The sequence below is a fragment of the Sphingobium vermicomposti genome, assembly GCF_011762025.1.
GTDB classification, from domain to species: Bacteria; Pseudomonadota; Alphaproteobacteria; order Sphingomonadales; family Sphingomonadaceae; genus Sphingobium; species Sphingobium vermicomposti.
Map to the genome: position 1 here is coordinate 507,546 of NZ_JAASQR010000004.1, position 12,703 is coordinate 520,248.

Sequence of the window (12,703 nt, forward strand, 5' to 3'; positions counted from 1 at the left end):
TCGCGGCCATGCCATATGATGTAAGTGTTTACTCATAAGAGTGATGGAGAGCGCTGCATGGCTACGATTCTTGCCGACAATCGAAACAGTTTCGCGATTTTGCCCGATTCGCCCGACCTTGCCAGAGCGCTCGACGAAGCGAATGTGCCGACTTTGCTGGCGGCCTATGTCCATATGACGCATGATGCGGCGTTTCTGGATCGCTTTGCCGACCATATCCGCCCGGCCTTTTCCCAGCCACCAACCGACATTCCCGAAGAACTGGCCGACGACCTGCGCGCCAGGATGCGGCATTTGCTGACGACGGGCGAAGGTTATCAGGCCAGGCCCGCGTCCGATGCCCTGCTGCAACGGATCATGACCGTCACCGTCGGCGAGCCGGTGGAGGATGAATTTCTGGAACTGGTGGAGGACCAGTGCGGATTTCGCCCCTATATCGACCGCAGCCAGATGGTGGGGCGCAAGGCCCCCAAGGCCGATTTCAAGATATTGGTCATCGGCGCGGGCATGACCGGCATGGCCGCCGCGACCAAGCTGCGCGAGGCTGGCTATAATTTCGTCGTCATCGAAAAGAACGCCGATGTGGGCGGCACCTGGTATGAAAATCGCTATCCGGGCGTGGGCGTGGACACGCCGAGCCATTTCTACAGCTTCAGCTGGGAAATCTGGCCCGATTGGCAGCATTATCATCCGCACGGCGCGGACATGCAGAAATATATGCTGGCGACCGCCGACAAATATGGCCTGCGCCGCGACATCCGCTTCAACACCAAGGTGGAAAAGCTGGTCTGGAGCGATGTCGACAAAGTTTGGACGGTGACGGTCCAGAAGGCTGACGGCACCCGCGAGGACATTGTGGTGAACGCGGTCATCAACGGCCACGGGCCGGTCAACCGCTACCAGTTCCCCGACATTCCGGGCCTTGACGATTTCGCGGGGACATTGGTGCACACGGCCAATTATCCCGCCGATCTGGACCTGAAGGGCAAGCGCGTCGCGGTGATCGGCACCGGTGCCAGCTCCGCGCAGCTCGTGGGCGCGATTGCTCCCGAGGTCGGTCAGCTGACCATCTACCAGCGGTCGAAGCATTGGGTATTGTTCAACCCCGAACTCACCCATGAAGTGAGCGAAGGCATGCGCTGGGCGTTGGCGAATATTCCCAATTACAAGGAATGGTTCCGTTTCCGCGTCTATTGGGCGGCGGCCGACGGGCTTTATTCGAACGTGGTCAAGGACCCGGCCTGGGAAGGCAATATGACGGCCGTGTCGCAAGGCAATGCCATGACCCGCGAATATGCGCTGGGCTATATGCAGCAGCGCTTCGCGGACAGGCCGGACCTGATCGAAAAGCTGACGCCTGATTTCCCGATCTTTTCCAAGCGCATCATATTGGACAATGGCTGGTTCGACGCGCTGGCGCGACCGAACGTCCATCTAGAAGATCAGGGCATCGCGCGCATCCTGCCAAACGGGATCGAAGCCAAGGACGGATCGGTGTTCGAATGCGACGTCATCATCTGCGCGACCGGTTTCAACGTCGCCAAGATGATCGGCAATCTGACGATCAAGGGCATTGGCGGCCGCGACCTGGGTGAGGAATGGGGCGAGGATGATCCGCGCAGTTATCTGGGCATGTGCGTGCCGGGCTATCCCAATTATTTCCATACGGTCGGCCCGAACAGCGCGCCCAACCATGCGGCGGGCCAGAACATGATTTCAGAATGCCAGGTGCATTGGATCATAGAGGCGCTGGACCGGATCAATGAAGCGGACGCGAACGCCTTTGAAGTGACGCAGGACGCCTTCGACGCATGGAACCGGAAGGTGGAGGAACGCATGCCCCAGATGATCTGGACGCATCCAGGCGCCAATTCCTACTATAATAACTCAAAGGGCCGGGTCTTCCTGTCCTGGCCCTGGCGACTGGTGGACTTCTTCCATGCGACGCGCGCGCCGGAGGATGGCAGCTATCGACTGCTGCACTGATCCGGCTGGATAGCTGACGAAATCGGCCCGCGCCTGATGAGGGTGCGGGCCGATTGCGTTTGGGGCGCTGCATGCTGCTGCGGAGGCAGTCGTCCAGTTGGAATGGCAGGGCTGGGTTCCTGCCTTCGCAGGAACACAGGGAAATCTCCCGCTTGGGCTATATTTGCGGGATCGCCGCTTCGCCCTGGACTGCCCGCGCCGCGCCCCGGATCGCGCCTTCGATATAGCCGACGCCAGTGCAGTCGCCGACTTCCTTTACGCTGAAGCCATGAGCGCGCAGCGAGTCGGCAAGGCTGCTGTCGCCATGCGCGCCCTTGGCGACGATGACGGTGTCGGCGGGGACCAGATGCCTTTCCCCTTCCGCCGTGGTGAAGGAAACGGCTTCGCGGTCGATGCGGATGTCCTTCGCCTCCGCAAACAGCGCGACGCCATGTTCGCGCAGTTCTGGGATCAGGCGCAGGCGACGGACAACGGTCAATCCGCGCCCGAACTTTGGCCCTTCCTCGACCACCGTGACCTTCCGGCCCCGCTCTATCAGGAATTCGGCCAGTTCCACGCCGACCAGTTCGCCGCCGATGATGACGACACGGTCGCCCAAAGGCATCCACTGACGGGTCGCCTTGCGCACGAAGTCGAGATTGGCGGTCACGCCGGTGGCGGCACCGATCCGGGTGGCGAGCCGGGTGGCAAGGCCGGTCTTGCGCTTCAGCGCGTCGGAGCTTTCCCCCAGCATCATCTTGCGCATGTCGTCACCGCTGAACACATGGTCCAGATCATTGCCGGGGATGGGGGGCATATCGCGCACCGCGCCGGTCGCGACGATCACTTCATCGGGCGCGAGTGTTTGCAACAGTTCGGGCGTCGCGACGGTTTTCAGCCGCACATCGACGTCGGATGCCTCGATTTCCCGCTTCAGCCATTCCAGGATGCGTTCGTTGGGTTCGTAGGCGAGTGAAGCGAAGCGCAACGTGCCGCCCAGCCGGTCGCTTTGTTCGATCAGCGTGACGTTGTTACCCAAAGCATCCAGACGGCGCGCCGCCTCCATGCCCCCGGGCCCGCCGCCGATGACGACATAGCGCTTGCCCGTCGCCGGGGTGGCGCGATCCTGCAGATGTTCAAAGCCGGTTTCGGACCGCACCGCGCAGCGCACTTGCTGCCGGATATAGGCGGTGCTGACGCAGGTGTAGCAATAGATGCAGGGGCGAACATCCTGCGGGCGGCCAGCGGCCAGCTTGTTGGGTAGCTGCGGGTCCGCCAATATCTTGCGCCCCATCGCCAGGAAGTCGAACGCGCCTTCCTGAAAGCGCTTTTCGCCCCGGTCGGGTTCGACCCGCCCCGACGCGATGATCGGAATGCCGACCTCTGCCCTTATCGCGGCGGCGGCGGGGATATTCATTTCCGGTTCGTGCGGGATGTTCGATCCCGAATGCAGCTTTGCCTGGCCGACATCATGATAGGCGGTGACGGCAATCGCGTCCGCGCCACCCGCTTCCAGCATGCGCGCGACGGCCCTGGCATCGTCCAGCGTGGTGCCAACCGCCTTGCCTGCTTCGCGGGAATCCAGCTTCATCCAGACGGGGAAGTCCGGTCCCACCGCTTCGCGCACCGCCGCCAGCACCTCCAGCATCAGCCGCGCGCGGTTTTCCAGCGGGCCGCCATATTGGTCCGTCCGCTTGTTGGTCGAAGGCGAAAGGAAGGAGGAGATGAGATAGCCGTGGCCGCCGTGAATTTCACAGGCGTCGAACCCGGCTTCCTTTGCGCGGCGCGCGCCATCCGCATATTGGCGCACCGCAATCGCTATGTCCTCGACCGTCAGCACCTTGACCGACGGCACGGCGCTGCCGCCAAAGGCCTCCAGCTCTTCGGGCAGGAAATAATCGGGGAAGTCGCCGACGAACGGGCCGGGCAAGGACGGTGCCCACAGTGGATGCCCGTCCTGCGCCGAATGCCCCGCCATCAGCCCGCCCTGATGGATCTGGGCCGCGATCTTCGCGCCATGGGCGTGCACCCTGTCGGTCAGGCGGCGCAGGCCGGGCAGGAAGCGGTCGTCCGACACGCCAAGCTGATTGGGCTGAACCGCGCCGACCGGCCATGCGACCCCCATCACGCCGGTGACGATCAGGGCAGCGCCGCCCTTCGCCTGTTCCTCATGATAGGCGATCAGCCGTTCGCCCGCCGTGCCGTCATCTTCGGCCAGGCTGACGCCCATGGCGGTCACGAACATACGGTTGCGCAAATCCATCTGGCCGATGCGGCCCGACGAAAGAAGGCCCGAAAAGCCCTTGCCCGCTGACTGTCTACCCTCGCCCACAACATCCCTCCATCATTCCGCCGTGCGGTTTTGTTGCGCGACAGTTCGACCATACAGTCTGTATTGTCAACTGCGCTTTCGAAAGCTAGACGTCCGCGACGCTGGATATTCGGTTACGGTTGAACTACCCGGTCGTTCCAGAGGAGAACATATCTTTGGCCAATGGTCTGTCCCGCCGTAACTTTTTACAGGAAGAACAGCGCGCGCGCACGCACGCCCTGATCGTGGACGCGGCGCTCAAAGTGTTTGCCGACCGGGGCTATGTCGGCAGCTCGATCGAGCATATTTTGGTGGCCGCTGGCGTGAGCCGCGCCGCATTTTACAGCCATTTTGACGGCAAGCTGGCGGTCGTCCGGGCGATTGCCAAGGATTTCGAACCTGCCTGGCATCCGGTCTTTGCCTATCTGGCCGAGTTGCGGGACCCTGGCCTGCCGGAATTGACCGAATGGGCGACCCGCCATCTGGAAATGCATCGCACCAACCAGGACACCTGCACCCTGCTGACCCAGGTCGCGGTGCTGGAGGAGGCGCTATATTGGGAAGTGTCCGCGCAACGAGACATCATCATCACCATGCTGGCGGAACGGCACAAGGCGTTCGCGCTGGCGACCCGCGACGATGACGTCCTGCTGGAAGCGCATATCCTGCTGTGGGGCATGGACCAGGCCTGTTTTCATGTGGTCCGCCAGCATCTGCACGACCCCAGCAAGCGCGCAGCGGAAATTATCGCCGGACAGATGAAGGCATTTTTGGACAAGCATGGTGGCTGATCGACGGTCGGGGCTTATGATGCGCGGCTGACGCGGCGTCCTACCCGGCCATTGGCTGTTTTTCGAATCCCATCACGAACCGCCGCAATATCTGCTTCTGAAGCTCCATGAGATTGGGATCGACCGACGCCTGTCCCGTCAATGTTTCGATGAGCGGCGATGACCAGAAGAAGCCGAACAAGGTGTTGAAGATCGCGACGATTTGCAGCGCGACCAGTTTTTCATCGTCATTCTGCACCCCCAGCGTGGCGTTCAGCCTGCGCCCATAATCGACGAGCCGCGCCAGCCAGCCGAGCGCGATTTCGTCCGGGTCGGAATCACGGGAAATCACCGCGCGGATCAACAGTCTGGGTATGTTGGGATGATCCGCCAGAAGATCGGTCATCTGGTCCGTCAGCGCATAGAGAATGGGCATGTCGGCTGGACCGGCGAGGATCTGGTCCATCAGTTCGGTCAGGGGCCGCAGCGCCCGTTCATAGACCTGCTGATACAGGTCCTCCTTGCTCGCAAAATGCTTGTACAGGCCGGGCTGCTGAATTTCGGCCATGGCCGCGATGTCGCGCAACGACGCGGCACCAAACCCCTTTTGTGCGAACTGCGCCTCTGCTGCGTCAAGTATGCGGTGCGCGGTGCGCTGACCCTTGTTCATCGATGTTGCGGGTCCCCTGTAGACGCGCGCCCAGCATGGACGATGTTCCGCAAACTTGCAAAAGCGACTTGTTCGGAAAAGTTATCATGCTATAACTTTTCTGGTCAAGCGGGCTGCGCCATGCGTCGTCCTGCAATGTTTAGGAGAAGATGATGCTTGATGAAGCGCGTAAGCAGTATCTGTCGGACATTCTGCGCCCGGTCGCGCCGCCGCGCGAAATCGACAAGCCATTCACCGAAGAACAAAAGCGGCGCATGTTGGACGTGGTCCACGACAAGGGCGAATGGAAGCTGATTCTGGCCCAGCATTTCCCAACTCCAGAAGCACTGCTCGCCACCTTTGCGGGCGGATTCCCGGAGGGATTCAAGCCCACGCTGGACATGTTCCTGACGCCGACTTTCCGCGGATTTCTGGCCAATTATTCGGCGGTCCTATATCCCGAACTGCACGACATTTTTTATAATGAGGCGTTCCTCAATCACGCGAAATCCTACTGGAACGCGGAATATGCAAAGCCCCAGATGATGTTGTTCAACGTCAACGGGCCTGCGGCAAACTCCGATCCGGGCCATCTCGACACGCCCAGCTTCCGGGGTGTCCGTTATGAAAATTCGCCGACGTGGCTGTGTTCGGTCATGGGGCGTTCGGGACTGTTCCAGGACTATCTGATCAAGATGGCGCAGGTCATCACCTGGTTCAGCCATGATCCGGCCAGCGGTTTTACCTATTGGCCCGATGGTCCGCTGGCCAAACCGGCGCGCTTGCAGTCGCCCATCTATAACCGCGCCGTCGTCGTGCAGAATGAAATGCTGGTCCATCGCGGCGAGGCCAACGGCCCGGTCGAACGCCGTAATCCGGCCGGTCTATGCTTCGACACTGTCTTCACGGGCGACCAGGGCGATCGGGATGGCTGGGTCATCAAGAATGGCGACCAGGTGATCGAACGCTACCACACCGATGACCTGCGTTTTCTGGTTCATTGGTCGGCCGAAGTGTTCAGCGACTTTGCCGAATTGAAAAAGAATATGGATGGGTCCGACGACCTGACCCACGAACAGGCGATCGACATGCTGATCAAGGACGTCCGTTCGCGCGGCGTTCAGATTGAAACGCCGTCCGATCCACTCAACGACCCAGCGTTCATCCGCTCACTCAATGCCGCCTATAATTTTGGCGGACCAGCGGAATATCCGCCCGAAGCGCAGGTCGACCGCCCTATGGCGGCCTGAAGCCGGGGCGCGACCCCGCACTGAAAAACGGCTTCAAGGCGACAGGAAGGGCCGCGCTTTCATGAGCGCGGCCTTTCCACCACGCGACGGCTGAATGTATTTTGCATAATCGATGTCGAATCACTATGCACCGGCCCGACAGCCTGTTCGGGCTGACCAGCCTTGCGGAGAAGTTCAGATGAAGGGTCAAAACTATATCGACGGCCGTTGGATCGACGGTGAGGTGTCTTTCGAAACGGTGAACCCGTCCGACCTTGATGAAGTGGTCGGCAGCTATTCCAAGGTTGGCGAAGCGCAGATCCGTGAAGCCATGGCCGCGGCACGCCGGGCGCAACCGGGCTGGGCCGCTTTCAACATGCAGGCCCGTTCGGACATTTTGCGCAAGGTTGGCGACCTGCTGATCGAACGCAGCCGCGAAATCGGCACGCTGCTGGCGCGTGAGGAAGGCAAGACCCTGGCCGACGCCATCGGCGAAACGGTCCGTGCTGCCCAATGCTTCCATTATTCCGCTGGCGATGTGCTTCGCGCCCAGGGCGAATGGTACAACAGCATGCGCGACGGTTTCAACGTGGTGGTCACGCGGGAGCCGGTCGGCGTCGTGGCGGCGATCACGCCGTGGAACTTCCCGGTCGCGCTGCCAGCCGCCAAGATTGCAGGCGCGCTATCCTTTGGCAACACGGTGGTGCTCAAGCCGAGCTCCTACGTTCCCGGATCGGCAGTGATGCTGGCACGGTTGCTGGAAGAGGCGGGCGTACCGGCGGGCGTTTTCAACCTGGTGATGGGCGATGGCCGAGCCGCGGGCAACATCATGATCGATGAGGCCGACGCCCTGACCTTCACTGGCGGCACCTCGACGGGTCGGCTCGTGCTGTCCCGCGCAGCCGAGACCATGACGAAGTGCCAGCTCGAACTGGGCGGCAAGAACGCCCTTGTCGTCCTGGACGATGCCGATCTGGATCTGGCGGTCGAAATCGCCGGCAATGGCGCGTGGATCCAGACGGGGCAGCGCTGCACCGGCACGGAACGCATCATCGTGACGAAGGGCATTCACGACGCCTTTGTCGAGCGCATGGCAAAGAAGGCGGCCAGCTATAAGGTCGGCCATGCCCTGGACGCCGACACGCAGATCGGCCCGGTATGCAATGTCCAGCAGTTCAACGAAAACCTGCAGTTCGTAAAGGATGCGCAGGGCGAAGGCGCTGAACTGGCCGCAGGCGGCGTCGCAGTGGAAGGCCGCACGCGCGGCCTGTTCATGGCGCCTGCCCTGCTGGTCAACACACAGTCCGACTGGCGCTGCAACCAGCATGAATCGTTCGGGCCGATCGCGGCGGTCATGAAGGTCGAGGATCTGGACGAAGCCATCCACGCCGCCAACAATTGCGAGTATAAGCTGTCGTCCGGCATCGCGACCACCAACCTGAAAAGTGCCGAGCGTTTCCGCAAGGCGTCGCAGGCAGGCATGGTCACGGTAAACGCACCGACGGCGGGCCTGGAATATCATGTGCCGCTGGGCGGCCGTTCGCCGTCAGGCTATGGTCCCCGCGAGTCCGGCGCGGCAGCGGCGGAGTTCTTCACCGAGAGCAAGACCAGCTACATCAATCACGGCGCGCTCTAAAAAAGAGGCCGCTGGCATGCCCCTGTGACAGCAGGGGTGTGCTGGCGGCATGCTGTGTGCGCTGGTGGATCGGCATAGCTCGTTTCGGCGTGCTTGCTCTGAAGAGCCGCCTTTGGCCTGAGCCTGACGAAAAAAGGGGAGGACCATGACGGCGAAATTCGCCGCCCGGTCCTCCCCCTCTTTCAACCTTGATGAATATCAGTCGACCGCAATCTGGCGGGCGAGGTCAGGCATGATTGGCGGCACCTGATCCTGCAGGAAGCGGATGCGACCGCCAATAATCTGCTCGCTCATCTCAGGCTGGCTGTGGACCCAGAATTTATTGTCGGCCATCTGTTCAAGGAACAGGCGGCAGCCTTCGTCGAGGTCCATGCCATAATCGCGCATCATTTCGAACATCGCGCGGCGGTGCGACTGGGCATTGGCAGGCTCACCGTCACCGGCTTCGGCATTGAAGATGTTGGTGCGCAGCATGCCCGGCACGATGGTCGACACATGAATCGGCAGATTCTTGAGCTCCATTTCCAGATAGAGGCATTCGCTGAAAGCCTGAACGGCATGTTTGGTGACGGTATAGGCCGTCTGGGCAGGCATCGCTCCAAATGCGCCGACAGACGAAAGATTGCCGATCCACGCTTCCTTGCCGCTGGCGATGATCCGCGGCACGAATGCGCGCACGCCGTGGATGACGCCATGGACGTTGATGTTCAGCGTCGCTTCCCAACGTGCGGTGGGCACTTCCCACGTATAGCCGACGGTTTCGATCCCGGCATTGTTGATCAGCAGGCGCACTTCGCCATGACGGGCGAACACCTCTTCAGCGAAGCGGTCCAGTTCTTCCGGGCGGGATACGTCGAGCTTCCACGCTTCGGCAGTGCCACCCGCGCTGGTGATTTCGTCGACCGTCCCGGCCGCCGACTGTTCGTTGATGTCCGCCACGATCACGGTCATGCCAAGCTGCCCGGCCCGGCGGGCGAGGCCCGCACCGATGCCCGAACCAGCGCCGGTGATTACGGCAACGCCGCCCTCAAATGTTTCAGCATCCCGTGCCATTGTAGATCTCCTGCTATTATCTCGAAAAAACGGCCTGAACACATGGCCCTGCCGAAAAGCATGATTGTCCGCTGTGTCAGGATGAGCGCGCGAACGCGCGCTTCATGGCAATGTTCGTACCCAGCGTTATGGCGGGTGTTGAAGGCTGTCAACCCGCCTGCGGAACCGCCAGCATCTGCACATTTTCGCATAGCGCGCCTTCAGGATCGGTCGAAAATACCACGCGCACGCCATGGTCGGCTTCCTCATGGATCGGGCCGCACAGCTTGCCGCCGTTCGCGATGATTTTTTCCACCAGCGCGTCCAGGTCGGGGACGGTGAAGCCCAATATCACCTGCTGGTCGCGGGGGGCGTCGCGATTGACATAGTTGAACATGACCAGCGTGCCCTTGGTCCAGTCGCCGCCCGGTGCCATGATGACTTCGCGAAATGCTTCACCGTTAATGTCGCCTTCAACCCGCTGGACGAGGCCATAGCCGTACACAGTCCCATAATATTGGGCCATTGCCTCTTCATCGCGGCAAATCAGCTTAGTGAAAGTCGGAAGGTTGGTCATCGCATCTCTCCTCATCTTTGCGACAAGAGGCGGAACCGGCCATCCGGTCCCGCCCCCTGCCTGGAACATTCAAATGGTCATGACAGCCTGAAAGGCCGCCGCACCGTCAGAAGGTGATGCGCGCGTCGATGCCATAGGAGATCGGCCGGTTGAAGGTCGCCCCGGCAAAGCCCAGTCCGCCAAAGTCGATGCCGTATATCAGGCGCTGCTGATTCAGCAGATTGTCGCCCCAAACCCCCACATCCAGCTTGCCGCCGCCAACATTGATGTCTTCCACCGACAGGCGCGCCTTCACATTGTCCTGCGTAGGCGAAACAAGATCTTCATTGAACGGAGCAGTATTATCAAGCGCGTTGAAATAGATCTTGGTCCGGCGCGAATAGTCGCCGCGCAGCCGCACCGTCATGTCGCCGATGGAATAGGCATATTCCGCGCCAACATGGATCGTCCATTTGGGCGTGTAGACCGGATTGGCTTCATCCGACACGTCGAGCAGGACGTTGGTGGCCGGATCACGGAACAGGAAGCTCTTATAATTCGACTTCACATAGCCAACCGAGCCGTCAATCTGGAAGCCCATGAACGGCATTGCCGTCAGTTCCGCTTCAAAGCCCGACAGCTGCACCTTACCCGCGTTTACGATCAAAGACGTCGCGCCGCCGCTGCCCGCAGCAAATTGCTGCACCTGGAGGTCGCTATAATCGGTGATGTACCCGGCCAGGTTGAGCCGCACCCGATTGTCGAGGAACTGCGACTTGATGCCCGCTTCATAGGCGGTCGCCTTTTCAGGATCGAAGCTGTTGATGACGCCGGCGCGCGGGTTCAGACCACCCGAACGATAGCCGGTCGAAACGCGGGCATAGACCATCACGTCATCGGTAACCGCATAGGAAGCCGATGCCAGCCACGAGAAATTGTCGAAGCTCTTGCGACCGCGCTGCACCGGGCTGACGTCGCCAGCGAGGTAAATCGTCTTATCGTCGCCGGTGAAACGGCCACCCAAGGTGATTTCCAGCTTTTCATCCAGCGCCGACGGCTTCCAGCTGGCCTGTCCAAAGATCGCCATTGACTGCGACGTACCGCCAAAGGCCTGGATCGGATTGGCCCGGATGCCCAGCGTGCTGTCGACCGTCAGGCCGGGATTCAGGGCCAGAATAGCACCCACGGTTGACGCTGGAATGCGCGGATCCAGAGCCGGTATTCCGCCGACAGTCGAAAGCAAAGTGATCTGCTGGCGGTTATATTCCGACGATTTTTCGTAGAAATAATACATGCCCAGCAGATAGTTGATGTCGCCAACCTTGCCGAGGGCCTGCAATTCCTGGCTGAACTGCCACTGTTTTTGCGGCGCGTTATTGGCGTTGTAGAGCGGCGTGGGCTGAACCGAAACGAGCGTGAGCGAGTCGAAGTCGAGCACCGGGCCGCGCAGGACGCCGTTGCCGCCCAGATCCACGATCGAATCCTGGAAGAATTTCCGGTAGCCGGTGATCGATTTGATCGTCAGTTCCGGGATCGGTTCATAGCTGACGGTCAGGCCATGGCCCTGAACGCGTGTCTTGCCACTGTAGCGGACGTCGCCATTAGGTTCGGTAAAGCCTGCCTGCTGGACCGTGCCCTGCCGTTCGCGATCCACCATGAAGGGCGCGCCACCAAAGCTGGGCGATTGGGAATAATAATCCATCGCCTGCGGAGTAGCTGCAACCAGCTGGAAGAAGCCCGCCAGGCCGCGCCGTTCGTCCCAGTCGAAATTATAGTTGACGGTCACGTCGCCAAAATCGCCCTGAAGGCCCAGCGCGAAGGAGTTAGACTTCATCGCGCCCGGATCGCGCGACGACGGGGTCAATATGTTGTCGACCCAGCCGTCATTTTCACGGTGCTGGCCCGCAATCGACGCCTTGATCTTGTCACCAATGATATAGCCGGTGTCGATGCGCGCGCGGACATACCAGTCGTTATAGCGGCCATAGCCCGCCTTCGCGGTGACCCCCATATTGTCGCTTGGCTTCCGGGAAACGATTTGCAGCGCGCCGCCGATCGTGTTGCGACCGAACAACGTGCCTTGCGGCCCGCGCAGCACCTCGATCCGTTCCAGATCGATGAGGCTGAACACGGCGCCAGCCGCGCGCGCCAGATAAACGCCGTCGAGATAAACGCCCACGCCCTGTTCGGATACGGCGGACGGTTCGTTATTGCCGATGCCACGAATGTAGACAGTGGCCGCCGAAAGGCTGGCGGGCTGCTGTTCGATCGTCAGGTTGGGCGCGAACTGGGGGATATCCGTGGGATCGGCGATATTCTGGCGTTCGATGAAGTCGCCGCCCAGCGCAGTCACCGCGACAGGCACGTCCTGCAATGTTTCTTCAGAGCGCCGCGCCGTGACGACGATATCGCCAAGCATCCCCTGGTCCTGCGCCTGTTCGGCGGCAGGAACTTCCTGGGCATGGGCTCCGGCAGCGAATGGCAGTGCCAACATGGTGGCGACACCGGCCAACAACATGGATTTCATCAGATATCCTCCCTTTTTTTGGTTTTGC

At 60.9% G+C, this 12,703-nt stretch carries 9 protein-coding genes; 4 read left to right on the forward strand and 5 right to left on the reverse strand.

Annotated features, from left to right (window positions below):
• Window positions 1–57 precede the first annotated feature (57 nt).
• Entirely contained in the window at window positions 58–1,986 is a 1,929-nt protein-coding gene (locus tag FHS54_RS15750; RefSeq protein ID WP_167305083.1) for a flavin-containing monooxygenase, read from the forward strand.
• A 157-nt stretch (window positions 1,987–2,143) separates the two neighbouring features.
• On the opposite strand, the gene FHS54_RS15755 is transcribed toward FHS54_RS15750, so the two are convergent.
• Window positions 2,144–4,297, reverse strand: coding sequence for an oxidoreductase (locus tag FHS54_RS15755; protein ID WP_341785989.1), 2,154 nt, complete (start codon window positions 4,295–4,297; stop codon window positions 2,144–2,146).
• Between the two features lie 155 nt (window positions 4,298–4,452).
• On the opposite strand from FHS54_RS15755, the gene FHS54_RS15760 reads away from it, so the two are divergent.
• On the forward strand, window positions 4,453–5,067 hold the full coding sequence (locus FHS54_RS15760; protein WP_208405063.1) for a TetR/AcrR family transcriptional regulator: 615 nt from the start codon (window positions 4,453–4,455) through the stop codon (window positions 5,065–5,067).
• A gap of 40 nt (window positions 5,068–5,107) precedes the next feature.
• Here the strand turns inward: FHS54_RS15760 and FHS54_RS15765 are convergent, their stop codons facing one another.
• A complete protein-coding gene (locus tag FHS54_RS15765; RefSeq protein WP_167305084.1) occupies window positions 5,108–5,716 on the reverse strand; it encodes a TetR/AcrR family transcriptional regulator in 609 nt (202 codons plus the stop codon).
• A gap of 149 nt (window positions 5,717–5,865) precedes the next feature.
• On the opposite strand from FHS54_RS15765, the gene FHS54_RS15770 reads away from it, so the two are divergent.
• Window positions 5,866–6,945 carry a hypothetical protein gene (locus tag FHS54_RS15770; protein WP_243855801.1) on the forward strand — a complete coding sequence of 360 codons (1,080 nt, stop codon included), beginning with the start codon at window positions 5,866–5,868 and terminating at the stop codon, window positions 6,943–6,945.
• Between the two features lie 178 nt (window positions 6,946–7,123).
• Complete coding sequence (locus FHS54_RS15775; protein ID WP_167305085.1) at window positions 7,124–8,560, forward strand: aldehyde dehydrogenase family protein; 1,437 nt, start codon at window positions 7,124–7,126, stop codon at window positions 8,558–8,560.
• A 198-nt stretch (window positions 8,561–8,758) separates the two neighbouring features.
• Here the strand turns inward: FHS54_RS15775 and FHS54_RS15780 are convergent, their stop codons facing one another.
• The 3 genes from FHS54_RS15780 to FHS54_RS15790 all read right to left on the reverse strand — a co-directional run bounded on the left by FHS54_RS15780 (window position 8,759) and on the right by FHS54_RS15790 (window position 12,675).
• Window positions 8,759–9,613, reverse strand: a complete 855-nt coding sequence (locus tag FHS54_RS15780) for an SDR family NAD(P)-dependent oxidoreductase (protein ID WP_167305086.1) — start codon at window positions 9,611–9,613, stop codon at window positions 8,759–8,761.
• Window positions 9,614–9,761: 148 nt separating this feature from the next.
• Complete coding sequence (locus FHS54_RS15785) at window positions 9,762–10,169, reverse strand: VOC family protein (RefSeq protein ID WP_167305087.1); 408 nt, start codon at window positions 10,167–10,169, stop codon at window positions 9,762–9,764.
• A 106-nt stretch (window positions 10,170–10,275) separates the two neighbouring features.
• Window positions 10,276–12,675 (reverse strand): TonB-dependent receptor, encoded by a 2,400-nt coding sequence (locus tag FHS54_RS15790; protein WP_243855802.1) that lies wholly within the window; start codon window positions 12,673–12,675, stop codon window positions 10,276–10,278.
• Between the last annotated feature and the right edge of the window lie 28 nt (window positions 12,676–12,703).

Coding starts and splice junctions, on each gene's coding strand:
- FHS54_RS15750 (WP_167305083.1), top strand. CDS start 58: ATGGCTACGATTCTTGCCGACAATCGAAACAGTTTCGCGATTTTGCCC.
- FHS54_RS15765 (WP_167305084.1), bottom strand. CDS start 5,716: ATGAACAAGGGTCAGCGCACCGCGCACCGCATACTTGACGCAGCAGAG.
- FHS54_RS15770 (WP_243855801.1), top strand. CDS start 5,866: ATGATGCTTGATGAAGCGCGTAAGCAGTATCTGTCGGACATTCTGCGC.
- FHS54_RS15775 (WP_167305085.1), top strand. CDS start 7,124: ATGAAGGGTCAAAACTATATCGACGGCCGTTGGATCGACGGTGAGGTG.
- FHS54_RS15780 (WP_167305086.1), bottom strand. CDS start 9,613: ATGGCACGGGATGCTGAAACATTTGAGGGCGGCGTTGCCGTAATCACC.
- FHS54_RS15785 (WP_167305087.1), bottom strand. CDS start 10,169: ATGACCAACCTTCCGACTTTCACTAAGCTGATTTGCCGCGATGAAGAG.
- FHS54_RS15790 (WP_243855802.1), bottom strand. CDS start 12,675: ATGAAATCCATGTTGTTGGCCGGTGTCGCCACCATGTTGGCACTGCCA.